The sequence below is a fragment of the Streptomyces sp. NBC_00247 genome, from assembly GCF_036188265.1.
In the GTDB taxonomy this organism is placed as follows: domain Bacteria; phylum Actinomycetota; class Actinomycetes; order Streptomycetales; family Streptomycetaceae; genus Streptomyces.
Genome location: NZ_CP108093.1, coordinates 1,973,468 through 1,998,888, shown reverse-complemented (window position 1 = coordinate 1,998,888; position 25,421 = coordinate 1,973,468). Strand labels below are relative to the sequence as shown.

Annotated in this window: 24 protein-coding genes and 1 pseudogene; 16 read left to right on the top strand and 9 right to left on the bottom strand. The window is 72.1% G+C overall.

Annotation, left to right across the window (positions count from 1 at the left end):
* Positions 1 to 358 precede the first annotated feature (358 nt).
* From OHT52_RS08115 to OHT52_RS08090, 6 genes are all read left to right on the top strand, one after another.
* Positions 359 to 1,675 (top strand): MFS transporter, encoded by a 1,317-nt coding sequence (locus tag OHT52_RS08115; protein WP_328719456.1) that lies wholly within the window; start codon positions 359 to 361, stop codon positions 1,673 to 1,675.
* A 102-nt stretch (positions 1,676 to 1,777) separates the two neighbouring features.
* Positions 1,778 to 2,461, top strand: a complete 684-nt coding sequence (locus OHT52_RS08110; RefSeq protein ID WP_328719455.1) for a FadR/GntR family transcriptional regulator — start codon at positions 1,778 to 1,780, stop codon at positions 2,459 to 2,461.
* Positions 2,462 to 2,601: 140 nt separating this feature from the next.
* Positions 2,602 to 3,363: an SDR family NAD(P)-dependent oxidoreductase gene (locus OHT52_RS08105; protein ID WP_328719454.1), complete on the top strand. Its 762-nt coding sequence runs from the start codon at positions 2,602 to 2,604 to the stop codon at positions 3,361 to 3,363.
* Positions 3,364 to 3,601: 238 nt separating this feature from the next.
* Complete coding sequence (locus tag OHT52_RS08100) at positions 3,602 to 4,201, top strand: TetR/AcrR family transcriptional regulator (protein WP_328719453.1); 600 nt, start codon at positions 3,602 to 3,604, stop codon at positions 4,199 to 4,201.
* Between the two features lie 39 nt (positions 4,202 to 4,240).
* Positions 4,241 to 4,897, top strand: a complete 657-nt coding sequence (locus OHT52_RS08095) for a DinB family protein (RefSeq protein ID WP_328719452.1) — start codon at positions 4,241 to 4,243, stop codon at positions 4,895 to 4,897.
* Positions 4,898 to 4,955: 58 nt separating this feature from the next.
* Positions 4,956 to 5,447 carry a nucleotidyltransferase domain-containing protein gene (locus OHT52_RS08090; RefSeq protein WP_328723655.1) on the top strand — a complete coding sequence of 164 codons (492 nt, stop codon included), beginning with the start codon at positions 4,956 to 4,958 and terminating at the stop codon, positions 5,445 to 5,447.
* Between the two features lie 67 nt (positions 5,448 to 5,514).
* Here the strand turns inward: OHT52_RS08090 and OHT52_RS08085 are convergent, their stop codons facing one another.
* From OHT52_RS08085 to OHT52_RS08070, 4 genes and pseudogenes are all read right to left on the bottom strand, one after another.
* Complete coding sequence (locus OHT52_RS08085; RefSeq protein WP_328719451.1) at positions 5,515 to 5,832, bottom strand: SCO5918 family protein; 318 nt, start codon at positions 5,830 to 5,832, stop codon at positions 5,515 to 5,517.
* Positions 5,833 to 5,901: 69 nt separating this feature from the next.
* A pseudogene (locus tag OHT52_RS08080) lies at positions 5,902 to 6,099 on the bottom strand (CBS domain-containing protein); the annotation flags it as partial.
* A gap of 366 nt (positions 6,100 to 6,465) precedes the next feature.
* The gene (locus OHT52_RS08075; protein WP_328719450.1) at positions 6,466 to 6,669 is read right to left on the bottom strand and encodes a cold-shock protein; all 204 of its coding nucleotides are present in this window, start codon (positions 6,667 to 6,669) and stop codon (positions 6,466 to 6,468) included.
* A gap of 579 nt (positions 6,670 to 7,248) precedes the next feature.
* Entirely contained in the window at positions 7,249 to 7,584 is a 336-nt protein-coding gene (locus OHT52_RS08070) for a MerR family transcriptional regulator (protein WP_328719449.1), read from the bottom strand.
* A gap of 530 nt (positions 7,585 to 8,114) precedes the next feature.
* Between OHT52_RS08070 and OHT52_RS08065 the strand changes: the two genes are divergently transcribed.
* Together OHT52_RS08065 and lon are read left to right on the top strand one after the other, a co-directional pair.
* Positions 8,115 to 8,645, top strand: coding sequence for a GNAT family N-acetyltransferase (locus OHT52_RS08065; protein WP_328719448.1), 531 nt, complete (start codon positions 8,115 to 8,117; stop codon positions 8,643 to 8,645).
* Positions 8,646 to 9,077: 432 nt separating this feature from the next.
* On the top strand, positions 9,078 to 11,519 hold the full coding sequence (gene lon, locus OHT52_RS08060) for an endopeptidase La (protein WP_328719447.1): 2,442 nt from the start codon (positions 9,078 to 9,080) through the stop codon (positions 11,517 to 11,519).
* 120 nt (positions 11,520 to 11,639) lie between these two features.
* On the opposite strand, the gene OHT52_RS08055 is transcribed toward lon, so the two are convergent.
* Entirely contained in the window at positions 11,640 to 12,419 is a 780-nt protein-coding gene (locus tag OHT52_RS08055; RefSeq protein WP_443046522.1) for a polysaccharide deacetylase family protein, read from the bottom strand.
* A 174-nt stretch (positions 12,420 to 12,593) separates the two neighbouring features.
* A complete protein-coding gene (locus tag OHT52_RS08050) occupies positions 12,594 to 13,418 on the bottom strand; it encodes a lysozyme (RefSeq protein WP_328719446.1) in 825 nt (274 codons plus the stop codon).
* Positions 13,419 to 13,654: 236 nt separating this feature from the next.
* On the opposite strand from OHT52_RS08050, the gene OHT52_RS08045 reads away from it, so the two are divergent.
* Entirely contained in the window at positions 13,655 to 14,152 is a 498-nt protein-coding gene (locus tag OHT52_RS08045) for a MarR family winged helix-turn-helix transcriptional regulator (RefSeq protein WP_328719445.1), read from the top strand.
* A 115-nt stretch (positions 14,153 to 14,267) separates the two neighbouring features.
* Here OHT52_RS08045 and OHT52_RS08040 read toward each other — a convergent pair whose 3' ends face one another.
* Positions 14,268 to 15,053, bottom strand: coding sequence for a hypothetical protein (locus tag OHT52_RS08040; RefSeq protein WP_328719444.1), 786 nt, complete (start codon positions 15,051 to 15,053; stop codon positions 14,268 to 14,270).
* Positions 15,054 to 15,418: 365 nt separating this feature from the next.
* On the opposite strand from OHT52_RS08040, the gene OHT52_RS08035 reads away from it, so the two are divergent.
* The 7 genes from OHT52_RS08035 (at position 15,419) to OHT52_RS08005 (ending at position 22,816) form a co-directional block, all read left to right on the top strand.
* Positions 15,419 to 18,355 (top strand): sensor histidine kinase, encoded by a 2,937-nt coding sequence (locus OHT52_RS08035; RefSeq protein WP_328723653.1) that lies wholly within the window; start codon positions 15,419 to 15,421, stop codon positions 18,353 to 18,355.
* Positions 18,352 to 18,831 carry a roadblock/LC7 domain-containing protein gene (locus tag OHT52_RS08030; RefSeq protein ID WP_328719443.1) on the top strand — a complete coding sequence of 160 codons (480 nt, stop codon included), beginning with the start codon at positions 18,352 to 18,354 and terminating at the stop codon, positions 18,829 to 18,831. Before OHT52_RS08035 ends, OHT52_RS08030 begins: the two co-directional genes overlap by 4 nt.
* Complete coding sequence (locus tag OHT52_RS08025) at positions 18,828 to 19,241, top strand: DUF742 domain-containing protein (protein ID WP_328719442.1); 414 nt, start codon at positions 18,828 to 18,830, stop codon at positions 19,239 to 19,241. Before OHT52_RS08030 ends, OHT52_RS08025 begins: the two co-directional genes overlap by 4 nt.
* A complete protein-coding gene (locus tag OHT52_RS08020) occupies positions 19,222 to 19,923 on the top strand; it encodes a GTP-binding protein (RefSeq protein WP_328719441.1) in 702 nt (233 codons plus the stop codon). The genes OHT52_RS08025 and OHT52_RS08020 overlap by 20 nt, the downstream gene beginning before the upstream one ends.
* A gap of 45 nt (positions 19,924 to 19,968) precedes the next feature.
* Positions 19,969 to 21,204 carry a styrene monooxygenase/indole monooxygenase family protein gene (locus tag OHT52_RS08015; protein WP_328719440.1) on the top strand — a complete coding sequence of 412 codons (1,236 nt, stop codon included), beginning with the start codon at positions 19,969 to 19,971 and terminating at the stop codon, positions 21,202 to 21,204.
* Between the two features lie 233 nt (positions 21,205 to 21,437).
* Complete coding sequence (locus OHT52_RS08010) at positions 21,438 to 22,304, top strand: hypothetical protein (protein ID WP_328719439.1); 867 nt, start codon at positions 21,438 to 21,440, stop codon at positions 22,302 to 22,304.
* Positions 22,301 to 22,816 (top strand): hypothetical protein, encoded by a 516-nt coding sequence (locus OHT52_RS08005; RefSeq protein WP_328719438.1) that lies wholly within the window; start codon positions 22,301 to 22,303, stop codon positions 22,814 to 22,816. Before OHT52_RS08010 ends, OHT52_RS08005 begins: the two co-directional genes overlap by 4 nt.
* A gap of 45 nt (positions 22,817 to 22,861) precedes the next feature.
* Here the strand turns inward: OHT52_RS08005 and OHT52_RS08000 are convergent, their stop codons facing one another.
* Together OHT52_RS08000 and OHT52_RS07995 are read right to left on the bottom strand one after the other, a co-directional pair.
* Positions 22,862 to 23,635 carry a maleylpyruvate isomerase N-terminal domain-containing protein gene (locus OHT52_RS08000; RefSeq protein WP_328719437.1) on the bottom strand — a complete coding sequence of 258 codons (774 nt, stop codon included), beginning with the start codon at positions 23,633 to 23,635 and terminating at the stop codon, positions 22,862 to 22,864.
* Positions 23,636 to 23,848: 213 nt separating this feature from the next.
* Entirely contained in the window at positions 23,849 to 25,282 is a 1,434-nt protein-coding gene (locus OHT52_RS07995) for a C40 family peptidase (protein ID WP_328719436.1), read from the bottom strand.
* Positions 25,283 to 25,421: the final 139 nt, after the last annotated feature.

Genomic DNA, 25,421 nt, shown 5'->3' with positions numbered 1-25,421 from the left:
GCCGCCCATCCTGGCCCGCGGGGTCCCGGTGGCGCCAACCGGTATCGGTGGGCGGGTGGTTGGGCGGGCGCGGGGCCGTGGCCGCCTCGCGTCTCCTCGCCGGGTGCGGCCGTCGCCGGCCTCGCGGAGGGCCGAGGGGCCGCGATCCCGTCTCGCGGGTCCCCTCCGGTAACGACGGGGGCCGTCAGGGGGACACCGCCTGGCCGGGCCCCGCCCGGGCGGGGAGTCGGGCCCGGTGCGAGGTCACCGAGGCGGGTGCCGGGCACCGTTGCTCCGGTCGTCGGGCCCTGCTAACGTACCTCAACTCCTCAGAGGACCTGAGGAGTGGGATGCGTACGAGCGAGGAACGGAACCGGCGATGACGATGACGGCGGGCCGCGGCGAACCGCGGCGGCAGAAGTGGGGCGGCGGTGCACCGCGACCGGAGGCGGCAGGGAGCGCCGCGAGCGCGAGCGGCGTACGGAAGGGGCAGTTGGGGTTCCTGACCGGCACCCACGTCGTCAACGACCTCTACCAGGGGGCCCTGCCCGCGCTCCTGCCGTTCCTGGTCTCCGAACGGCACTACAGCTATGCGGCGCTGTCGGGCATCTCGCTCGCCGCCACCGGGCTCTCCAGCGTGGTGCAGCCGCTCTTCGGCGCGCTGGCCGACCGGGCACCGCGCCCCTGGCTGGTGCCCGCCGGATTCCTGGTGGCCGCGGCGGGCGTGGCCGGTACGGGGCTGTTCTCCGGCTATCTGCTCACCTGGATCTGCGCGGCCGTCGCCGGCGTCGGTATCGCCGCCTACCACCCGCCCGCCACCAACCAGGCGCGCGCGGCCGGCGGAAGCTCCCAGAAGGCGATGAGCGTCTTCTCGGTCGGCGGCACCCTGGGCGGTTCGCTGGCCCCCGGGTTCGTCACGCTGGTGGTCGGAGCGGCAGGCCTGCGGGGCACCTGGCTGCTGGCCGTGCCCGCCCTGGTGATGGCGGCGCTCTGGCTGGCCAAGGGGCCCTGGATGCGGGCCCGTGGCATCCAGGAGGCCACGGTGGTGGTTCCCGCCGCCGGTGCCCGCTCGGGCGGCGCCGGAGTTCCGGACGACTGGCGCGCGTTCGGCCGGCTGGTCGTGGTCGCCGCCTGCTGGTCCGTCCCCTACGTGACGACGGTGTCCCTGGTCTCCCTCTTCATGATCCGTGAGCTGGGCAGCTCGCGCGGGGCGGCGGCCGCCGTCCTGACCTCGTTCACGCTCGCCGGGGCGGCCGGAACCCTGGCCGGCGGGTGGGCCGCCGACCGCTTCGGGCGGCTGACCGCGATCCGCTGGGGTTACGTCGCCGCGGTGCCCGCGATGGCCGCGCTGGTCTTCGCCCCCGGGGTGGCGGTCGGCGCGTCCGGCGTCGCCGTGCTGGGCTTCGCCCTGTTCGTACCGTTCTCCTCGCAGGTGACCCTGGCCCAGGACTACCTGCCCAACCGGCCCGGCACGGCCGGCGGCGTCACGCTGGGGCTGACCATGTCGGTCGGCGGGCTCGGCTCCCCGCTCTTCGGCCGGCTCGCCGACGCCCACGGGCTGCGCGTCACCTTCGGCCTGGTGCTCGCGTTCCTCGTGGTCAGCCTGCTCGCCGCACTGCGGTTGCGGGAGCGGGCGCCGCAGGCACCGGCTCCGGAGGCGGCAGGGGAGAAGGAGGGCTCCGAAGCTGTGGGCTAGGTTGTCTGAGTACCTGAGGGGTGGCGGGGCCGGTGGCGGTGCCGCCATCCCCGTTCTCCGTCCGAGTCCACCCTTCCCACCCCATTCCAGGGAGCGTCCGTCATGGCGGTACGGCCGGTGCAGCGCACCTCGCTCGTCGAAGGCGCGGTGGCCGAACTGCGCCGCCTGCTCGCGGCGGAACACTGGCCGGTGGGCGCCCGGTTGCCCGGCGAGGTCGAGCTGAGCCGACTGCTCGGTGTCGGCCGCTCCACCGGCCGGGAGGCGGTCCGGGCGCTGATCGCGTCCGGACAGCTCCGCTCCCAGCAGGGGTCCGGCACCTACGTGGTCTCCACCGCGCCCGTCGAGGAGTTCGACCGCGGGCTGCGCCGGGCCGCCGTCGCCGACGTGTACGAGGTACGGATCGCGCTGGAGGTCGAGGCGGGGCGGCTCGCCGCGAACCGGCGCACCGACGAGGACGTCGCGGTCCTCGGGGAACTGCTGGCCGAGCGGGGCGCCGCCGGTTCGGACGCCGAGCTGGTGGAGGCCGATCTGCTGCTCCACCGTGCGGTGGTCACGGCCGCGCACAATCCGGTCCTGGCCCAGGTGTTCGACTCCTTCCTCGGTGCGCTCCGGGTCGCCGCCCGGGACGCCGTGGCCGACGGGGGCGTGCACGGCGGCCCGGGCGGCGACGACGCCCGGGCCCACGAGGAGCTCGTCGCCGCCGTCGTCGCGGCGGACCCGGAGGCGGCGGAGGCGGCGACCCGCCGCAACCTCGGACGCGCCCTGGAGCGACTGCGCGGCGAGTGACGGAGCCCGTCGGTCTCCGTGATCCGTTTCGAGTGGTTTTCCAGGTCGTTCCGCCTCCAGAAGTGGACCGCGCAGTCCATTAGGCGTTAACTTTGAACCGTACGGTCCAATCTGGAGTTCCGAGAGGGAGTGCGGCAGCCATGACGGCACGACTGGACAAGAGGACGGCGCTGGTCACCGGCGCGACCAGCAACATCGGACGGGCCATCGCGCTGGCCCTCGGCGCGGAGGGCGCCCACGTCGTGGTGTCCGGCCGCGACAGCGGGCGCGGTGAGCGGGTGGTCGCCGAGATCAGGGCCGCCGGGGGCCGGGCGGACTTCGTCGCCGCCGACCTGGACGGCAGCGCCGCGGCTTCCCGGGAACTCGCGGAGCGGAGCACCGGGATGCTCGGAGGCCGGATCGACATCCTGGTGAACAACGCGGGCATCTACCCGCCCTCCACCACGACCACCGCCGACGAGGCCACCTTCGACCAGGTCTACGGGGTGAACGTGAAAGCCCCGTTCTTCCTCACCGCGGCCGTGGCTCCGGCCATGGTGGAGTCCGGCGGTGGCGTCATCGTGAACCTCGGCTCCTGGATCACCCGCCTCGGAGTCGCCTCCAACGCGCTCTACAGCTCCACCAAGGGGGCCGTCGAGACCCTCACCCGAGCCTGGGCCGCCGAATTCGGACCGTCCGGGGTGCGGGTGAACGCGGTCTCGCCCGGTGTGGTCCACGAGCCCTCGGACGAGCCGCTGCCCGGCGACGTGATGATGAAGGGCACCCCGGCCGGTACGCACGGCAGGCCCGAGGACATCGCCCGCGCCGTCGTGTACCTGGCGAGCGACGACTCCTCCTTCGTGCAGGGCATCGTCCTGGACGTGGACGGCGGCCGGACCTCGACCGCGGTGATCGCGGCCTGAGGCGGGGGCCGCGGCGGGCGGCCCGAGGCGGGCCGGTCGCCGCTCCGGCGGGGGCCGGGGGCGTACCCCGGTGGCCCGTGCCACCACGGTCCGTAACCTCGTGGCCCGTACGCCCGAGGTCCGTGCCGCCGTGGCCCGTACGCCCCGGTTATACGATGGGCCGACCAGGCGAAATCCGGTACGCGCGCCGCCTCCCGGGCGCACGCCGGGCGCCCCCGCACTCCCAGGAAGCGGACCCGTGGCACAAGGCCTGACCAGCAAGGGCGCCGCGACGCGGCAGCGCATCGTCGACGGCGCCGCCCAGCTGATGCGCGAGCGCGGGCCGGAGGTCTCCCTCGACGAGATCCGTGCGGCGACCGGCACCAGCAAGAGTCAGCTCTTCCACTACTTCCCCGAAGGCCGGTCCGCCCTCCTCGTCGCCGTCGCCCGGCACGAGGCCGAGGCGATCCTCGCCGACCAGCAGCCCCACCTCGGCCGGCTCACCAGCTGGGCCGCCTGGGACGCCTGGCGGGACGCGGTGCTCCAGCACTACCGGATCCAGGGTCGCCACTGCCCGCTCAACGTCCTCACCGGCCAGCTCGCCGGGGACGACCCCGAGGTGCGTGCCGTCGCCGAGGACCTGATGGACCGCTGGCAGGCCCAGCTGGCCGCCGGGGTACGGGACATGCAGGACCAAGGGCTGATGTCGGCCGCACCGGACGCCGAGCGCGCGGGGGAGTCGATCCTCGCCGCCGTGCAGGGAGGCGCCTTCACTCTGATCGCCACCGGCCGCCTCGGTCCGCTGGAGTCCGCCCTCGACCTGGCCCTGGACCACCTCCGGGTGGGGGACGCCGCCTGAGGACGGTGGGCCCGGCCCCTTTCGGGGTACCGTCTCGCCATGTCCTCATCAGCCGAGACCGGCTCCGTCCGGCCGCCCGTCACCGCGGACGACCTCGACCTCGCCGTCCGCCTCGCCGTGGAGGCCCTTCGAGAGGCGCCGGTGGCCGCGTGGGAGGGAAGGGCCGGTTCGCTGGAGTGGACCTGCTGGGAGACCGTCGAGCACCTCAGTGACGACCTCTTCGCGTACGCCGTGCAACTGGGCCCCGGAGAACCGCCCTTGGCGGGGGACGTGCCCTTCCTGTGGGAGAGTCGGCGGCCCGGAGGTCCCGCGAACGCGATTCACGCCGACCGCGCCGCCGGTCCCGCCGGTCTGCTGCAGGTGCTGGAGGCCAGTGGCGCGCTGCTGGTCGCCATGGTGCGTACGAAACCCCCGCGGACCCGCGCCCACCACGGCTTCGGGGCGTCCGACCCCGAGGGCTTCGCCGCGATGGGGATCGTGGAGACCCTGGTGCACACCCACGACCTGGCCCAAGGGCTCGGGTTCGCCTGGAACCCGCCCGCGGATCTCTGCTCACGGGTGCTCGCCCGGCTGTTCCCGGACGCTCCGGAATCGACGGACCCCTGGCCCGCTCTGCTGTGGGCGACCGGACGCGACGAACTGCCCGGACGCCCCCGCCTGACCACGTGGCGCTGGGACGGCACACCCCGGGGGTAGGACGTGCGTCGAAAGTGGGGAGAACGAGGCCCGTCGGAGGAGGGGGCGCGTCCGCGTGATGACGGCGGAAGAGGTGTTGTCGGTCCTGGCCCTGCTGCGGCGGGCAGGGGCCGACGTATGGATCGGCGGCGGCTGGGGGATCGACGCGCTGATCGGCGAGCAGACCCGGGACCACCGCGACCTGGACCTGATGCACCGCCAGGACCAGGAGCCCGCCGTGGTGGCCGCGCTGGCCGTTGCCGGTTACGCGGAGACCCTGGACCAGCGACCCGTACGGTTCGTCCTCACGTCCCCGTCCGGCCGCGAGCTGGACCTGCATCCGCTGGTCTTCGCCGCCGACGGCTCGGCCGTACAGGCGTCCTTCGAGCCGGACCGCCCCTTCCCGTACCCCGCCTCCGGGTTCGTGACGGGACACGTCGCGGGGGTGCGGGTCCCGTGCCTGTCGGCCGCGCAGCAGGTGTACTTCCACCAGGGGTACACGCCCTCGCCGCGCGACCTGCACGACATGGCCCAGCTGCGCCGCGCCTTCAAGATCGCGACGCACTTCTGATCCGGGTCGAGGTGTCCGGTGCCCGGCCGCTTCCGTCTCGCCGGCCGGGGATCGGATCCGGCTTCGCTCAGGCGGCGGCGGGAGCGGGAGCGCCGAGCATCGCGGACGCGTGTGCGAGCGTGTGGTCCTCGTGTGCGGGCGGGGCGGTAGGCGCGGGGGTGGGGCAGGTGAAGCCGAGCTGGGCCATGGCCCGGAGGACCTCACCGGCGCTGAAGTCCCGGCGGTCCTGCCGGGTGATGACCTGCCCGACCTGCTTGACCGGGTAGGTACGCCGGCCGATGATCACGCACTCGCCGACGGCCGGCTCAGGCTTGATTCCCTTCATGGCTTCCAGGACCCCGTTCTTGGTGAGCTCGAACGGGAAACGGGCGATGACGCAGCGCATGATGCCTCACAAAGAAGAGAGGAGGATGGGTTCTTTCGCGGTGAGCGAGTCGGTTCAGTGAACCAGGGCGAGAGGGCTGGAGGTGCCGTCCCGGTCGTCGACGAGGATGTCGCGCAACTGGATCCGGTCCGTGTACGCGGCCCCGTCCCGGACGGCGGCGAGCCCGGCCATCGTAACCATCCCCGTGCGCGATCCGTCGTTGTCGCAGACGAGCAGGTGCTCCACGCGGGCGCTGGCCATGACCGAGAGAGCCACCTCGACGGTCATGTCGTCACCGACCTGAGGTCCGGCCGTCTCCGGGGCTGCGGACTCCGCCCGTCGGGAAGAACGAATGGCGCCGGTACGACTGTTTGAGAAGCGTTTGTCCGTACGTGTGGAGTCCAAGGAGAACCTTTCCTCGATACGGTGCTGATCAAGGAATTCTCGCGGTGGTGAAAAGCTGCCGAGAGCGCTGAGAATTCCAAGAATGCGCCGGACGGAATGCGGGATCAGAACCCGCATTCGTGAATCGTGTGGCTGTGGAACGGTGGTGCCCCGCGTCGGTGAAAACGGATGCGCGGGTGGGGGAAATGCTCGTGGCCGGGGCCGTGCCCGAGGGGCAGCGGGGCTCCGGCCACGTCTCGCGTGCCGCCGTCAGGCGGGAACGATGTTCTCGGCCGTCGGACCCTTCTGGGTCGGTGCGATGTCGAAGGTGACCTTCTGGCCTTCGAGCAGCTCACGGAAGCCTTCGGCGGCGATGTTCGAGAAATGGGCGAACACGTCCGGGCCGCCGCCCTCCTGCTCGATGAAGCCGAAACCCTTGGCCGCGTTGAACCACTTCACGGTGCCGGACGCCATGTCATATCTCCTTGGGGCATTACGCCGGAAACCGCAGTGCGTGGATGCCGGGTCGCCGCGGTGATGCCCCGTCCGATGGACCGGAAACGCGAAAGGCGTCCTACTGTCGGAAATGTCGACGAGGGTGCTCAAAATTTAGGACCGCGGCAACTGGAGTCGACGATAGCATGCGGTAGCGGTGGGTGGGCGATGCGTATATTCTGCTCCATCGGCCCGGATAAAACACTTGGTGCGCGGTGTCCTTAAAACTCGCCTCGCGAACACAGATATTGCTCCGCCGGGGACGCAGCTCTTCCGGAGGGTATCCGCCGCTCGTGAGGGCGCCCCGAAAAGGGGCGATGATCGCCGCGGTCGACGGCTCAGGGTTGTCCCGCAATTCCTGGCGGGTGCGCGACGACAGCTACGGCACCTCGCCGCGTTGTCGGAACGTCCCGCTGCATCCCGTACGCGGACGCCCCTCCGCCTTGCGATGCACCGCATCCGACGCCGCGCACCGATCCACCACGAATCGCGGGACAACCCTTCGGAAGGGCGCCGCGGCGCCCGGCGTCCGCGGTCGGCGGAGGACGGGCGGACGCCTCAGTTCCGCGGCGGCTTCGGTGACGCGGTGACGTCGCGGTATTCGGCGTTGATCCGCTGGGCTTCTTCGAGCTGGTCTTCGAGGATGACGATGCGACAGGCGGCCTCGACGGGGGTGCCTTGGTCGACGAGTTCCCGCGCCCGTGAGGCAACGCGCAACTGGTAGCGGGAGTAACGCCGGTGCCCGCCCTCGGAACGGAGGGGGGTGATGAGGCGGGCTTCGCCGATGGAGCGGAGGAAACCCTGGGTGGTGCCGAGCAGCGCGGCGGCCCGGCCCATGGTGAAGGCGGGGTAATCGTCGTCGTCAAGACGGCCGTTCGAGTCCTGTGCTGTCATGTGCGCCTCTCCGTGGAACGCGTGGAGGGGCCCTGGTGCCGTACGCGCCAGGGCTCCGAAGGAACTGCTGCACCATCGGCCGGCTCGGGTACGGCGCCGGCCCTCGACTGCCGGCAACGCGGCAACGGCCTCCACTACGCAGTCCGAGCCGTCGCCGCACTCCACGATCACGCCCGCACACCATGATCCACGAAGGCGCAGAACCCGGCCCCGCGTGCCCGCCCACCGACTTCTGCAGCACGCTTTGGTCCTGGCTCCGGGACTCCACCAACGCGCCGACCTGCGTACTGCCGTCCTGCGCGTACCGCTGCCCGGCGGTTCATCTCTGCCGGGCCCTGCGCTCTCTCTGAGCTACGAGAGAGAGCCTAGCCACACCGTCAATGTCTACAGTCATTGCTGTAGATTTCTTGGCTGTGTCCGTAGAGATATTCGTCCTGGGGTGTCGTGGGCAGATCCGACGGCCTGGACCGGAGGATCGCGACCGGTCCGCGGGCCTTGCTCGCTGCCGGACCCGGGTGTGGGGTGGGGGCATGACCGGACTCGGACCCATCACCTGGCCGCCTGCTCCGATCAGGACGGAGAGACTCGTACTCCGCGAGCCCGAGGGCCGGGACCGTGCGATGTTCGTCGAACTGCTGTCGTCGCCGGAGGTGCACACCTACCTCGGCGGTCCCCGCCCGCGCGACGAACTGGAACGTGAGCTCGCGGCGGTGCCCGAAGGGTGGCCCGGGAGTCTCGTCGTCGATCTCGACGGGGCGATGATCGGCCAGATCCTGCTCAGAAGAGCCGTGGAGCATCGTCGCCCGGCTGCCGTGGGAAAGGTCGATCTCGGCTACCTGTTCCTGCCGAGGGCGTGGGGGTCCGGATACGCCACCGAGGCGTGCGCGGCGGTGCTCGACTGGTTCGGCGACGCCCTTCCCGGCGAACCGGTGGTGCTCGCCACCCAGACCGCCAACACCGGCTCGATGCGCCTCGCGGCGAAGCTGGGGTTCGAAGAAGTGGAGCGGTTCCGCGCCTGGGGCGCCGAACAGTGGCTCGGCCTGCGACCGCCGGCGGGCTGACGTCAGGGTGCGCCGGTGCGGTACGGGCGCCCTCCGCCGGTTCGGCCGGACGTGCACGGCATGACCGAAGCCTTCGCGGGTGCGCGCACGGGGGTGCGGTGTGGGGGACTGGCGGACCGATGCGGCGTTCGCGATGTGCGCGGCGCTGGTGGACGGGGCGGACCTCGCGTCGTTCGCGGGGGCGCGTACGACGTGCGGGCGGTGTGGTGGCCGGCATCCGGCCCCGGGCCCCACGCGGGTTGCTCCTCGACGCCGTGCACGCACGACCCCGTCCCCGAGACCTTCGTCGGCCCATCCGTGATCTCCGTGCCACGTCGACCCTCACCGGACCACGACTCCCTGATCGCTCACAGCGAACATCCCTTGGGGAACATTCCCCGGCTCACAAGCATTGAGCGTGCATAGCTCAACTTGACTGCCGAAGGGAAGATCATGGCTACGGAGACCAAGGCGTCCACCCCGTTCGACCTGCCTGTGCTGCCGCTCGACGACGAAGTCGTGCTGCCGGGCATGGTGGTTCCTCTCGATCTTTCCGACAGCGAGGCCCGCGCCGCCGTGGAGGCCGCGCAGGCTGCCGCCGGTGAGGGCAGCAAGCCCGAGGTGCTCCTTGTTCCGCGCATCGACGGCAGATACACGGGGGCCGGTGTCCTCGGTACGGTCGAGCAGATCGGGCGGCTCTCCGACGGGGACCCCGGGGCCATCGTGCGGGCCCGTTCGCGGGTGCGGATCGGCGCCGGTACGAGCGGTCCGGGGCGGGCCCTCTGGGTGGAGGCGACCCGGATCGACGAGAACGTGCCCGACCCGCTGCCGGGCGCCGTCGCCGAGCTGGTCAAGGAGTACAAGGCGCTCGCCACCACCTGGCTGAAGAAGCGGGGGGCCTGGCAGGTCGTCGACCGGGTGCAGCAGATCGAGGGCGTCTCCGCGCTCGCCGACAACTCCGGTTACTCGCCTTTCCTGACCACCGCGCAGAAGGTGGAGCTGCTGGAGACCACGGACGCCGTCGCCCGGCTGAAGCTCGCCGTGCGGTGGCTCGGCGAGCACCTCGCCGAGCAGGACGTGGCCGAGTCCATCGCGAAGGACGTCCAGGAGGGCGTCGACAAGCAGCAGCGCGAGTTCCTGCTGCGGCGCCAGCTCGACGCCGTGCGCAAGGAACTGTCGGAGCTCAACGGCGACCCGGGTGACGAGTCCGACGACTACCGCACCCGGGTCGAGGCCGCCGACCTGCCCGAGCACGTCCGTGAGGCGGCGCTCAAGGAGGTCGAGAAGCTGGAGCGCTCCTCCGACCAGAGCCCCGAGGGGTCCTGGATCAGGACCTGGCTGGACACCGTGCTGGAGCTGCCCTGGAACGAGCGGACCGAGGACGCGTACGACATCCCGGGCGCGCAGGCGACCCTGGACGCCGAACACGCCGGGCTCAGGGACGTGAAGGAACGCATCACCGAGTACCTCGCGGTCCGCAAGCGCCGGGCCGACCGGGGCCTCGGCGTGGTCGGCGGGCGGCGCGGGGGCGCGGTGCTGGCTCTCGTCGGGCCTCCTGGAGTCGGAAAGACCTCGCTCGGGGAGTCCGTCGCGCACGCCATGGGGCGCAAGTTCGTCCGGGTCGCGCTCGGCGGCGTCCGGGACGAGGCGGAGATCCGGGGCCACCGGCGTACGTACGTCGGGGCGCTGCCGGGACGTATCGTCCGGGCGATCAAGGAGGCCGGCTCGATGAACCCGGTCGTGCTGCTCGACGAGATCGACAAGGTCGGCTCGGACTTCCGGGGCGACCCGGCCGCCGCCCTGCTCGAGGTGCTTGACCCGGCGCAGAACCACACCTTCCGCGACCACTACCTGGAGGTCGAACTCGACCTCAGCGACGTGGTCTTCCTCGCCACCGCCAACGTCCTGGAGGCCATCCCGGAGGCACTGCTCGACCGCATGGAGCTGGTCCGCCTCGACGGGTACACCGAGGACGAGAAGGTCGTCATCGCCCGCGACCACCTGCTCCCGCGCCAGCTGGAGCGGGCCGGTCTGGAGAAGGACGAGGTCGTGCTGGAGGACGCGGCGCTGCGCAAGCTGGCGGGCGAGTACACCCGTGAGGCAGGCGTCCGGAACCTGGAGCGGGCCGTCGCCCGGCTGCTGCGGAAGGTCGCGGCCCAGCACGAACTGGGCGACCGGGAGCTGCCGTTCACGGTCACCGACGCCGAACTGCGGGGACTGATCGGACGGCCGCACCACGTGCCCGAGTCCGCGCAGGACCCGGCCGAGCGGCGTACGGCCGTGCCGGGTGTGGCCACCGGCCTCGCGGTGACGGGTGCGGGCGGTGACGTCCTCTTCGTGGAGGCCTCGCTGGCAGACCCGGAGACCGGGGCGTCCGGACTGACCCTCACCGGTCAGCTCGGCGACGTGATGAAGGAGTCCGCGCAGATCGCGCTGAGCTTCCTGCGGTCGCACGGCGCGGAGCTGGAGCTGCCGGTCGCCGATCTCAAGGACCGGGGCACCCACATCCACTTCCCGGCGGGCGCGGTTCCGAAGGACGGTCCGAGCGCCGGCATCACCATGACGACGGCGCTGGCCTCGCTGCTCTCCGGGCGGCTGGTCCGCACGGACGTGGCGATGACCGGTGAGGTCTCGCTGACCGGGCGGGTGCTGCCGATCGGTGGCCTGAAGCAGAAGCTGCTGGCGGCGCACCGGGCGGGCATCACCACCGTGGTGATCCCCAAGCGGAACGAAGCCGATCTGGACGACGTCCCGGCCGAGGTCCTGGAGAAGCTGGAGGTGCACCCGGTGACCGACGTCCGCCAGGTGCTGGAGATCGCCCTCGCCCCGGTCGGCGCCGGCGCGGAGGAAGGTGCCGAGGAAGGTGCGGAGGAGAAGGTTCCGGCCGCGGCGTGACCGGCACGGCGTGACGGACGTGCCGCCGCGCGCGTGACCGGTACGGACGGCCCGTCGCCCCGGAGAACCGGGGTGGCGGGCCGTTCCCGCGCGGCGGGGTGCGCGCGGCGGCGCACCGGATCAGGGGCGGTAGATCGTGCCCGGCTCGGGCTCGGCGGGGGCCATCAGCTCGGGGACGGTGACGAAGGTGTAGCCGCGTTCCCGCAGGGCGTCGATGATGCCCGGCACGGCGGGCACGGACCCCTTGTATATGTCGTGGAGGAGGATGATGCCGTCCCGGCTCGCCTGGTCCAGGATGCGCTTCTCGATCAGTGCGGAGTCGGTGGTGGAGTAGTCCTTGGCGGTCGCGCTCCACAGGATCTGGGAGAGCCCCAGCTCCTTGCTGATCTCCGAGACGGTGTCGTCGGTACGGCCCTGGGGCGGACGCATCAGCCGGGGCTTCTTCCCGGTGATCTTCGCTATGGCGTCCTGCGTCTTCTCCAGCTCGGCCCGTATCTCGTCCGGCTTCTTGTCGGTGAGGATCTCGTGCGACCAGGTGTGGTTGGCCACCTCATGGCCCTCGTCCGCGATGCGCCGCACGGTGTCGGGGTGCTTGAGGACGTGGTTCTTGCCCAGCAGGAAGAAGGTCGCGTGGACCTTCTTCTCCTTGAGCACGTCCAGCAGGTGCGGGGTGTCCGCGCCGGGTCCGGCGTCGAAGGTCAGGGCGATGCACTTCGCGACACGGCAGTCCACCGGGCCGGGTTCGCCCTTCCCGTCGGACGCCGCCTCCTCCCGGGCCGAGGCGGGCGCGGTGGTGGCCATGGAGCAGCCGCCCAGGGCGAGAGCGAGCGCGGCCACCAGGGCGGGGGGCAACCAGGTGCGGGGCTTCGACGTCCTTCTGGGCACGGTGGATCCATCCATCGGTCGGCACGGTGCGGTACTGCCGCACGTCCGGTACGGCAGCCCGGACTATACATACTGCGTATACAGCGAGTGCATAGTGGGGGTCGCGGGCCCGGCGGAACACCGCGGCCCCGGCGACGACGGGCGTCACCGGGGCCACGGGCGTTCAGCGGTGCCGGATGTGGCGTCCTGTCAGCCGTTCGCCAGGGCCTGCACGCGGTCCAGAGCGCCGTTGAACTTGTCGTGGTCCCCGACCGTCGGTCCCGTCGAGGTGTACTGCCAGATCGTGTAGTAGTCCCAGCCGGCGGGCAGCGTGCCCACCGTGGTGTTGTAGCGGGCCACCCACAGCGGGTTGGTCGCGCCGAAGCCCGCGTTGTTGCCGGTGCACGTCGTCCACCAGCTGGTCGCCGTGTAGATGACCGCGTCCCGCCCGGTGCGCGCCTTGTAGGTGTTCACGAAGTCGCGTATCCAGGCGACCATCGCGGCCTGCGTCTTGCCGTAGCACTGGTCCCCGTACGGGTTCCATTCGATGTCCAGCACGCCCGGGAGGGTCCGGCCGTCCCGGGACCAGCCGCCGCCGTTGTCCGCGAAGTAGTTGGCCTGGACGGCGCCGGAGGTCGTGTCGGGGGTGGCGAAGTGGTACGACCCCCGGATCATCCCGACGCCGTACGAGCCCGTGTACTGCTGCGAGAACGAGGTGTTCTTGTAGTACGTCCCCTCGGTCGCCTTCACGTACGCCCACCGCACACCGCTGCTCCACAGCGTCGACCAGGCGACGTTGCCCTGGTGGCCGCTGACGTCGACCCCTTCGGTCTGGGTCGCGGTCGTGCCGGTGGGCAGGGAGCCCCGGCCGTCGTGGGCCACGACGCCCATGCCGAGCGAGGCCGTGCCCCGGGCCGGGACGTCGGCGGCCGAGGCGGCGCCGGGCAGGGAGAGGAGCAGGGAGAGAGCGGCGAGCAGGGCGCCGGCGGGAGCGAGCAGCCGGGCCGTTCGGGAACCGGATCCGTGCGCGGACATGGGCGTGCCTCCGTGGTTCGGTGGGGGACGGTGGGAGGAACCGCGAACCGGGGTGCGTGCGGGGCCGGGCCCCGGCGGACGCGCCCCGTCACGGACGCGCCGAGCAACGACGCTACGCGCGTTGAACCGCCCTGTGGAAGAGGGCCCGGGAGCCGCCTGTGGTCTACTCCTGCGAAATACTGGCCCAGCTGCGGAAAAGGCCGCCGGCGGGGAGAAGTTTCAGAGGTGGAAAACGCATGAGGGGTGCCGTGGTGGAGGAGAACGACAGCGGGACCGGTCCCGGCACCGCCGCCGGGGCTCCGGTGGATCAGGAATTCCTCGCCCTGGAACACGAACTGGCCGTGATCCTGCGACGTGCGCGCGCCACCTCCGGCGAAATGGCGCGAGAGGTCCACCCCGAACTGGAGTCCGCCGCCTACGGCCTGCTCGTACGCCTGGAATCCGCCGGGCAGCAGCGCGCCACCGAGCTGGCGGCCTGGTTCGGGGTCGGCAAGGCCACGATGAGCCGTCAACTGCGGGCCCTGGAGGATCTCGGTCTGGTGAACCGTGAGCCGGACCCCGAGGACGGCCGGGCCTCACTCGTCCACCTCACCGAGGAAGGGCTCGCCCGCTTCCGCCACGTCCGCGACGCCCGGCGGGCCCGCTACGTCCGCAAGCTCGCCGACTGGGACCGCGCCGAGGTCGCCGAACTCGCGCGACTGCTGCACCAGTTCAACGAGCGGGCCGAGGGCTGACGGTGCCGGGGCGTGTTTTCGGGGGTTCCGCCTGCGGCCTGCCCGCCTGCGGCCTGCCTGCCTGCGGGCGGAAGAAACGCTCTTCGAAGCGCGCCCTCCGTCCGCCACCTGCCCGTCAGAGCTCCACCAGGACCACCGTGGCGTCGTCGTGGCGCTTGCCCCGGCCCAGGTGGACCCGTTCGGTGTCGGCCCGCTCCCGTTCCCGAACGCGGTCGATGAGGTGCTGGGGGCCCGCCGAGCGCAGCAGCCCCAACGCGGCGTGCCAGTCGCCCTCCTGGAACACCTCGGTCCATCGGCTCGCCCCGTCCGTCAGGGCGGCCAGCGCCCGCACCTCCGCGAGCGGCAGCCCGCCCGTCACCGCGCGTGAGGCGACGGCCGGATCGGCGGCGGCGGTGAAGAATCCGCCCTCCTTGTTCCGGGCCAGCGTGTCCGTCAATTCCACGGACGAGAGGGTCCCCGGCGCGAGCCGGTCGAGCCGGTCGTCCACCACCGCGCGTACGCTCCCGTCCGGGGACTCCAGCAGCAGCACCGAATCGGACAGCACGAGGTACTCGACCGCCGCCCCGCCCCAGCGCGCCAGGACGACGGTTGCCTGAGGCGTCCTTACGTGAGAAAGGTCACAGGAGATGCGATGGGCGTCCGCAGTGCGCCGGATGGACTTCGCCAGCACCTCCTCCAGGGTCAGATCCGGGCGTGAAGCGGACAGTTCGGCCAGCGCTCCGCCCAACCGCGAGGTGAACCAGGGCACCGAGTGCACACAACCGTCGTCGCCCGGAGGGGGAGTCACCCCGTCCAGCAGGACCAGGCACCCACCCTGGCCGGACGCGGGGAGGGCCGCCATGACCCAGTCTTCGTTGGGGCGTTCGGGGCTGCCGGGCGTGCCGGCGAGTTCGATGCGCATGGCAATCAGTCTGCACGACGCCTTCACAGCGTCTGCATGCTGCGAATGTTGCCGCGTACCAGCAGGTCAGAACGGCCCGCGGGGCGGGCGCGGCGACCAGGGCGAGGTGCGGGCGGGCATCCTGCCAAAGCCCGCGCGGAAGGTCCACCCGGCGTGCGACGCATGGGGCATGGCCGCGCTGGGGAGACTTGTTCGCCCACTCACGAGTGATGTTCACTCGTTCGAGTGGCGGAGCGGTCGTTGTGCGCCCCCCTCCCAAAAGGGCTGGAATGGTCAGAAGCCGGACCAGATGTGGGAGGAGCGCGCGCATGTGACGGTGCGTCACCTCTGCTTCATGGGTGGACGAGTCAAGAATGCGAGCACCGGTGCAGAAGAAGCGGCCGCGGAGCAAGGTCAGCACTAGGGACGTTTCCGGGGCGACCGCTCCGGTGGCGGGCGGCGACAAGCGCAAGGTGCGCGTGCGCAGCCGACTCGTGGCGGGCGTCGCCGTCGTCGGGATCACCGTCATAGCGGCGGGCGCCCCGGCGGCCCTCGGCGCTTCCAGCGACCTCAACGAGTCGCAGAACCTGGTGACCCTGGCCGAGCTCGACCAGCAGGCCATCACGCTCGCCCACTCCCTCGCCGACGAACGGGACGCGGTCACGGCGTACATCGCGGGCGGCCGTAAGGCCGACTCCGGCGACGGCGGCGGCAAGCCGGGCGCCGACGGCCTCAGCGCCCGGGTCGACCAGCAGATCGACGAGATCCGCGAGGCCGCACCCGCCGGGCTCCTGCGGGACCTCTCCACCGTCCCGTCGCTGCGCCGCGACGCGGTCAGCGGCAAGGGCTCGGCCCTCGCCGCCCACCAGGCGTACTCCGAGGTCATCGCGAAGCTCCACGACATCGCCGCCGAACTGGCCGAGACGGCCCCGCCGCGCGCCGCCGCGGCCACCCGGGCGCCGCTCGCCCTCTCCACCGCCGTCGAGCGGGCCTCCGCCACCCGGGGACTGCTGCTCGCGGCCCTCGCCGTGCCCAGCCCGGAGCCGGTCCAGGAGTACGACCCCTACACCGGGCTCCCGGTGGAGAGCGACGACGACGAGAAGTCGGCCGACGACCGTGCCCGGGACGAGCTGAGCGCCGCCGCCCAGCAGGCCCGGGTCCGCGAACTCGCCGCCCTCGCCGACTTCGACCAGGCGGCCGGCGCGAGCGCCCGCGACAAGCTCTCCTCCACCGTCACCGGCCCCGAGGTCAACAGCGCCGAGAAGTACCTCGCCGCACTGACCGACAGCCCCGAACTCTCCGACTCCGAGCAGGAGACCAGCTCCAAGAAGCTCTCCGCGGCCCTCTCCGCGCGCATCGACCGGATGCGCGGCGTCGAGTCGGCGCTCGGCACCGCGCAGGTGCGGCGGCTGGAGAAGCTCCGCGACGACGACGTCACCGGCCTCGAACTCTCGCTCGCCCTGCTCGGCGGCTGCTTCCTGATCGCGGTCGGCGTCTCCACCGCCGTCGCCCGCACCCTCACCCAGCCGCTCGCCGTCCTGCGTATCGGGTCCGCCCGGCTGGCCGCCGAACCGGAGACCGCGGAAGGCGTCGCGTACCGGGGCCGCAATGACGAGTTCGCCCAGGTGGTCCGCTCGATCAACGCCCTGCACGAGCGACTGCTCGCCCTGCACGGCGAGTTCGCCGGGCAGTCCGGCGGGGTGCGGGACGAGCACGCCGAAGTGATCGCCGGACGCGAGGCGCTCACCCTCCAGCGCGCCGAACTCCAGGTCCAGGTCGCCGACCTCACCGCCGAACTCCAGCGGCTGCGCAACACCGTGCACCACACCTTCGTCAACCTCTCGCTGCGCAGCCTCGGGCTCGTCGAGCGCCAGTTGGGCGTGATCGAGAACCTGGAGGAGCGCGAGCAGGACCCGGAGCGGCTGGCCACCCTCTTCAAGCTCGACCACCTCGCCACCGTGATGCGCCGTCACGGCGAGAACATGCTGGTCCTCGCGGGCGCCGATCACGGCCAGGGGCACGCCGGACCGATTCCGCTGGTCGACGTGGCCCGTGCCGCCGTCAGCGAGATCGAGCGGTACGAACGCGTCACGATCCAGTCCCTGCCGCCGCACGCCCAGGTCGCGGGCTTCGCCGCCGACGACCTGAGCCATCTGGTCGCCGAACTCCTGGAGAACGCGACCGCGTTCTCCCCGCCCGACTCGCGTGTCGAGCTCTCCGGCTGGCTGCTGGAGACCGGCGAGGTGATGCTCTCCGTGCAGGACGAGGGCATCGGGATGTCGGCGGCCCGGATGGAGGAGGTCAACCTCCGCCTCGCCGACCCGTCCTCCTTCCGGTTGGGGGACCCGGGCGACGACAGTGCCGGGCTCGGCCTCCAGGTCTCCTCGCTGCTGGCCGCGCGCCTCGGCGTTCAGGTGCGCCTGCAGACGCAGAAGACCGGCAGCGGCGTGACGGCGGTCGTCGTGCTGCCGCAGGCCCTGCTTCCGAAGGCCCCGCCGGCCTCCTCGCCGCCGCCGGTGAACGTGTCGGGCGGGGCGCCGACGCTGAACCTCCCGGGTTCGGTCGCCGAGGCGAACTCCAACACCCTGCAGGGCCGTCTCCTCGCACTCCCCGCCGACGACCCGCTGATCACCGCAGCCGAGCGGACCATCCTGGACGCGGGCCCCGAGGCTGCCCCGGCCGCCGTTCCCCCTGCGCCCGAGGAACCGGCACGTGCCGAGTCCCCGGCCGAGACCACCATGCAGTTCCGCCTCCCGGCCGCTGCCGACACGGGTCCCGCGACCGCCCCCGGAGCGACCCCCGAACCCCCCGCGCAGGCTTCCGGGACGGCCGGGAACCCGTACGCCATCGGCCCCGACCGGCACGAGCGGCCCGCCGGCACCGCCGGTACGCACGACCCGGCCGCCCACGACCCGTACGGGGCGCCCGAGCCCCGCCCCTTCCCGCTGCCCGGGAACGCGCGGCACGCGCACTCCCAGGAGCCGCCGGTCCCGGAGCCCGAGGCGCTTCCCACCAGGGAGACCGAGTCCGTGCCGGGTCCTCGGCAGCCCGAGCGGATCACCGACAAGGGACTGCCCAAGCGCACCCCGCGGGTGGTCAAGCCCGCCGAGGCATCCTCCGGGGAGCGCGCGGGCAGCCTGGACAAGGAAGCGCTCCGGCGCCGGCTCGGCGGATTCCAGCGAGGAGCGCGTGAGGGCCGCCGGGACGTGGAGGCGGAGATCGCGGAAGGCGCCGAGCCGGAAGCGCCGGCCGCACGCACCGACCTGGCCGGCCGCCCGGACGGCCAGGAGACGGGGGACACTGTCGAGGAGGCACGCAGTTGACTGCGCCCAGCACGCTCGGGCTGAGCACCGAAGCCCGGAACCTGCACTGGTTGCTGAGCAACCTGGTGGAGGAGGTACCAGGGGTCCACTCCGTCACGGTCGTCTCGTCCGACGGGCTGATGCTCCTCTCCTCCGACCCCGGTCACCAGGCCGCTCCGGCCGCGGGGAACCAGCAGAGCCCCAGGGGTTCCAGCGCCGACCTCGCCACCATCGTCTCCGGCATCGGGTCCCTCACCATGGGGGCCGCGAAGCTGATGGACAGCGGCGGCGTCAAGCAGACGATGGTCGCGATGGAGGAAGGCAGCGTCTTCGTCATGTCGATCAGTGACGGCTCGCTCCTCGGCGTCCACGCCACCCCCGACTGCGACATGGGCGTCATCGCGTACCACATGGCGCTCTTCGTCGGCCGGGCCGGACACGTCCTCACCCCCGAACTCCGCAATGAGCTGCGCCAATCGATGGAGAGCGCCCAGTGACGTCTGCTGCCGAACCCGCCCGCAGGCTCCCCGTGCGGGGGTCCGACCGGAAGCCCGCACGCGTCCGTCCGTACTCCCTCACCGGAGGGCGCACCCGCTTCGGACACGTGCTGCTCGTCGAAACCTTCGTCGCCGCGCTGGAAGCCCCCGAGGAGCGTCGCGAACTCACCAACGGCAACCTCAACACCCGGGTCATGCCGGAGCTCCTGGCGATCGTCGAACTCTGCCGCCGGATGCGTACGGTCGCCGAGATCTCGGCCCTGCTGAAGATGCCGCTCGGTGTGGTCCGGGTGCTGCTCAGCGACCTGGCCGACCAGGGAAAGATCCGCGTGTACGGAACCGGCCACGGCGCCGGTCAGCCCGACCGCGCACTGCTCGAAAGGGTGCTCAATGGACTCCGTCGTCTCTGAGCCGAAGCTCTCCTCGCCCGGACTCACGGCGCCCGCGCCGGCCGACCCGGCGCCGACGCTGTTCACCCCGCGTCAGCCGGGGCCCGGCGACCGGACGGAGGAGTCGGTCCAGGCGTGGCAGCTGGACCACACCCGGGCGCCCACCGCCACCAAGATCGTGGTGGCGGGCGGCTTCGGCGTGGGCAAGACGACCTTCGTGAGCGCGGTCTCCGAGATCACCCCGCTGAAGACCGAGGCGGTCATGACCCGGGCCAGTGAGGAGACCGACGACCTCTCCGCCACCCCGGACAAGGCCACCACCACCGTGGCCATGGACTTCGGACGTCTCACGCTCGACGACGACCTCGTGCTGTACGTCTTCGGCACGCCCGGCCAGCAGCGGTTCTGGTTCATGTGGGACGACCTGGTGCGCGGCGCCATCGGCGCGATCGTCATGGCCGACACCCGCCGCCTCGCCGACTGCTTCCCGGCGCTCGACTACTTCGAGAGCTGCGGGCTGCCGTACATCGTGGCCGTCAACCACTTCGAGGGGTCCGACTCCTACGAAGCGGTCGACGTCCGGGAGGCCCTGAGTGTCCCTCAGCACGTGCCTGTGGTGATCATGGACGCGCGTAACAGGATCACCGTCGTCGAGTCACTGCTCACCCTGGTGGGCCACGCTCTCGACGCCACCCCTGTCTGAGAAGCGCCCCCCGATCGTCGTACCACGTAAACGGAGAACCGTCCCATGCGGAAGATACTCATAGTCGGAGCCGGTCAGTCCGGTCTTCAGCTCGCTCTCGGCCTGCAGTCGCGCGGGTACGAAGTCACCCTGATGTCGAACCGGACCGCCGACGAGATCCGGACCGGCCGGGTCATGTCGACGCAGTGCATGTTCGACACCGCCCTCCAGTACGAGCGTGACTACCAGCTCAACTTCTGGGAGTCCCAGGCTCCGAAGATCGAGGGCCTCGGCGTCTCGGTCGCCGGTCCCGACTCCTCGCGGGTCATCGACTGGGTCGGCAAGCTGGACGGCTATGCCCAGTCGGTGGACCAGCGGGTGAAGATGGCCGGCTGGATGGAGACCTTCGCCCAGCGCGGCGGCCAGCTCGTCATCCACGGTGCGGCCGTCTCGGACCTGGACTTCTTCTCCCGCACGTACGACCTGGTGATGGTCTCGGCCGGCAAGGGCGAGCTGGTCTCCATGTTCGGCCGGGACGCCTCGCGTTCGCCGTTCGACGCCCCGCAGCGGGCGCTGGCCGTCGCGTACGTGCACGGCATGGGCCCGCGCCCGGAGCACCCGGAGTTCGACGCGGTCCGCTGCAACCTGGTGCCGGGCGTCGGCGAGCTGTTCGTGATGCCGACCCTGACGACCTCGGGACGCGCCGACATCCTCTTCTGGGAGGGCGTGCCGGGCGGCCCGCTCGACGTCTTCCAGGGCATCAAGGACCCCTCGGAGCACCTGGCGAAGACGCTGGAGCTCATGGAGCGGTTCACGCCGTGGGAGTACGCCCGCGCCACCAAGGTCGAGCTGACCGACGCCAACGGCACGCTCTCCGGCCGTTACGCGCCGACGGTCCGCAACCCGGTCGGCCGCCTTCCCGGCGGCGGGCTGGTACTCGGCGTGGCCGACGTGGTCGTGGCCAACGACCCCATTACCGGCCAGGGCTCCAACTCGGCCTCCAAGTGCGCCAACGCCTACCTGGAGTCGATCATCGAGCACGGTGACCGCGCGTTCGACGCCGACTGGATGCAGGCCACCTTCGACCGCTACTGGGACACCGCCCAGCACGTGGTGAAGTGGACGAACGCCATGCTCGGCGTCCCGCCGGAGCACGTGCTGAACCTGATCGGCGCCGCCGGCCAGATGCAGCCGGTCGCCGACCGCTTCGCCAACGGCTTCAACGACCCGGCCGACTTCGACAACTTCTTCTTCGAGCCGGAGAAGACGAACGCGTACCTGGCCTCGGTCGCGGGCGCCTGACCCGCACCGCCTCGGCCTCTGGCACCGCCCACCGGTAACTCGCCGCTGGGCGGTGCCTTTTGCGTGGGCGGTGGCCGTCGGTGACGGGCGGGCGGCATGTGTTGAACGTGTTCAATTTTTCATGACAGGATGGGTGTCGCCGCAGTTGCCCGCCGGGTGTGCCGCGCTGCTCCGGCGTGCCGCTCGCCGTGCTGTCCGGCGTGCCGTCCGCCCTGTCGTGAGGGGGCTCTCCCGTGGAGAGAGAACGGTCGTTCGGCCGCATGGTGTGGATCTCGATGCTCGTGCTGTTCCTGGAGGCGGTGACCGTCGTCATCCTCGTCGCGTTCCACGGGCAGACGCAGGAGTCTCCGAGCGCGGGCGTCAACTCCCTGGGGGTGGCCCTGCAGCTCTTCCTCGCGATCCCGGGCGCTCTGGCCGGAGCCGTGGTGTCGCTGCTCCTGGTGCTCCCCGCCGTGCGGCTGAGCGAGGCGCTGGGGCGCAGGGTCACCGGCCGTGAGGCCTGGTGGTGGGTGCCGGTGGTCGTGGCGGCCGGATGCGCGCCGCTGGGGGTGCTCGCCGCCCTGACCGGCGTTCTCGGACCGTTCGAGGCGGTGGGGACCTGGTGCGCGGCGACGGTCCTGCTCTCCGTGGCCGCCCTCTTCACCCGCGTCGCACGCAAAGGGCTCTTCGGCCGCATCCTGCTCCGGGGCTCCCTGGCGGTGCTGAGCACGGGGGCCCTCGGACTCATGGCGCTCGGCTTCGGCCTCGTCGACCCGTACGCCCCGCCCGTCGTCAGCCACGCCTCGATGGTGGGCGACTGGACCGACGGGAACGGCGGGACCCTGACCCTGTCGGAGGACGGCGGCGCGGTGGCCTCGGCCGTCGGGGACCCGGCCTACGACGCCGAGGACACCGAGGGGATGGAGCGGTGCACCGGCCGGGGCGCCTGGAGCTACGACCGCGGCGAGGGACCCTGGGGGCAGACGGTCGAGGTCACCGTCCCCGAGTGCGGCTGGCAGCCGTGGGAGGTCCTCGGCAGTGAAAGCCGGGTCACCCTGTACCACTACGTCGGGGACCCGGACTCCTGGGTTCTGTACACCCTGACGAAGGCCCACGGGTGAGGTCGGCCGGACTGTCGCCGGAGGAGTGGAAGCGGCACTACCGGCGGATGACCCGGGTGTCCCTGCTCGTGCTCTTCCTGGAGGCGCCGGTCCCGATCGCCCTGAACGCGCTGCGCGGTCCGGTGGAGGAGTCGCTGGTCCTCTCCTTCGCCGTCGTCGTGCTCCTCGGAGCCCTCCCGGGCGCGCTGCTCACCTACTTCGTGGTGCTCCCGGTGGTGGGGCTGAGCGAGGTGCTGGGACGCAGGTTCGGTGGTCGTGAGGCGTGGTGGTGGGTTGCGGTGGCGTTGGCGGCGGGGCTCGCCCCGTTCGGTCTGCTCGCGGCCCTGACCGGGGTCGTGGCGCCGCTCGCGGCCCTCGCGGGCTGGGGCGTCTGGGTGGTGCTCCTCACCGTGCCCGCGCTCTTCGCCCGGATCGCACGCGAGGGGCTCTTCGTCGACGTCGCCCTGTGGGGCACGCTGGTGTGGCTGAGCGTCGGCACGCTCGGGCTGGTGGCCCTCCACTTCGGGGGCTGAGCCGAGGTCGGGGGCCGAGCCGAGGTCGGGGGCCGAGCCGACGTCCTACTCGTCCGGGTCCCAGGCACTCAGCTTGTCGAAGACGCCTCGGTCGCCGTCGAGCCTGAGGGAGTCGAACGGGATGCGGTCGTGCAGGATGAGGACCAACTCGTCGGCCGTGCCCCGGACGGAGAGGTCGGCGGCGCCCGCCGTGGTGCCGGGCCCGGGGAGACGGCCGGTCCGTGCGCCGTCGGCGGAGAGGGAGAGGCGCCAGGAACGGCCCTCAAAGGCGTGGAAGTCGACGACGGCGGGCTCGTGCGGCCAGGCACTCGCCGTGGCCACGCAGGTGGACAGGAACTCGTCGACCCCGTCGAGAGCCACCTCGACCGGCAGCGGCTGCGGCGCACCCACGGTGATCTGGGCGTCGTACGTGTGCACCGCCATCTGCTGGAGCTGGTGCCGGGCCACGGCACCGGAGGTGTGCGGCGACTGCAACGTCTCCCACCACGACCAGCAGCCGCGATCCGGGCCGGCCTTCCGCAGCGCGTCCAGCAGTTGCTCCGTGGAACGGGCCAACCAGGCCAGCAGGGCCTCGCGTTCCCGAGGCGCGGCCGGGGCCCCCTCCGCCGTGGACTTGGCCGGAGCGGGCCCGGCGGCGACGGTGACGGCCCAGTCGCGGCGCCCCTCGCCGATGTGCCGCGCCAGGTCGAACAACGTCCACTCGGGGCAGGTCGGCACCTGTACGTCGAGGCTGGGCGCGGAGGCGACCGCGGCACGGAAGGCTGTCGACCGTTCGTCGATCAGGCGCAGCAGGACGGGGAACTCGAGTGTCGTCGTCACCCGGAATCTCTACCACTGCGGTCAGACGATCGGACAGTGATTTTCCCTGCCTCCCTCGTGGGCGCGGACCCTCGCCGTCGCGGAGACAGGATGGAGGAAGGAGGCTACGGACGGCCGGCGGGGCGCCGGCTTCGATCCGGGTGGAGCCCCGGTCGCACGAGTCGGGCCGGCCCGCCGGCCATGTGATGGCGCGTCGGCCGGGTGACGGCAGCTCTACTCCGCGCCTTCGACCGGTGCGTCGTACCCGGTGTCCGAGCCATCCGACGCCCCCTCCGGCAGCTCCGGCCGGGTGTACACGTCCAGGGGGACGCCCTCCGGGTCGGGGCGTACGGCGCCCAGCAGCGGGTTCGACGCCAGCGGGGACACCTTCACCACCGCCCCCGGTCTCGGCGCCTGCACCACCAGGCCGTCGCCGATGTACAGCGCCACGTGCGTGGCCTCCGGGTAGTACACGACGAGGTCGCCCGGCCGCAGCGAGGAGACCGGCACCCGGGGCAACTCGGCCCACTGCTCCTGCGAGGTACGGGGTACGGTCAGCCCGGCGTGCTCCCAGGCCCGCATGGTGAGCCCGGAGCAGTCGAAGGTGTCCGGCCCCTCGGCCCCCCACTCGTACTCCTTGCCGATCTGCCCGATCGCGTACGCCACGGCCTCGGCGCCCTGCCGGGTCGGCGGGCGCGTCGAGCCGAGGGCGCCGGAGGCGACGAGGTCCTGCTGCGCCGCGTCCACCTGCTCGTCCTCCAGGGCGGAGACCGCGCCGAGTTGGGCGGGCGTGAGCCCCGCCAGGCGCGCCTCGACGGCGTCCAGCGCCGTGCGTACGGTGTCGCGCTGCCGTCGTTGCTCCGCCGCGAGTGCCCGCTGCTCGGCGAGCGCCTCGCGGGCGGCGGCCGCGAGGACCCCGGCCCGCTTCTCGGCCTTCGTCAGGCGGTCCACGGCGGCCGCGCGCCCGGCCGCCGCCCGGGCGATCACATGGCTCTGGTCGAACAGGCCGGAGGGCTCGTCCGCAAGCAGCAGCCTGAGGTACGCGGAGAAGTCGGACCGGCCCCGGTACTGCTCCCGGGCCAGCCTCCCGGCGTCCGCGCGCCCGGTTCCGAGCGTGCGCCGGGCCCGCGTCAGCGCGTCGTTCGCCTTGCGGGTGGCGGCCGTCCGGCTCGCCAGCTTCTCGTCCGTCGCGTTGTACTTCTCGGTGGCCTGTTCCATCCGCCGGTAGAGGGTCCGGAGTTCGGTGAGCAGGGCCGGCGCGGCGTTCGGGGCGGCGGCTTCGGGGGTGCCGGGGGTGGCGGTCGCGGACGGCGTGCGGCCGGCGAGGGCCTCGGAGGCGTCCACGGTGAGGCCTGGGGTCGGGGTGACGGACGGGGCGGTAACCGGGTCCTCGGCCGCGTCGGGAGTCGTCCTGGCGGTCGTACCGGGAGTCGCGCCGGCGGTCGCGTCGGGAGTCGCGTCGGGAGTCGCGTCGGGAGTCGCGCGGGGAGTCGTACCGGGACTCGCGCCGGTGGTCGCGTCGGGAGTCGTACGCGGGAGCGCCTTCGCGGACGCCTCGGAGGGCTCGGGCGCCGGTCGTGGGTCGGGGCCGGTGGCGGCCGGGGCGCGGGCGGCGACGGCGGCCAGGACCGCCGTCGCGCAGACCGCTCGCAGAAGTCTGCCTGACACGTCATCACCTCCGGTGAGGGTGCGGGGCTCGTCCATGCGTCGAACCGGTCCGGACCCCTTAAAAGTGTGCGAATCATATTTATCCGCTCACTTGGTGTCCGCCGGTGCAAGCACCGCACGGCGTGGCGCCCCGCGTCAC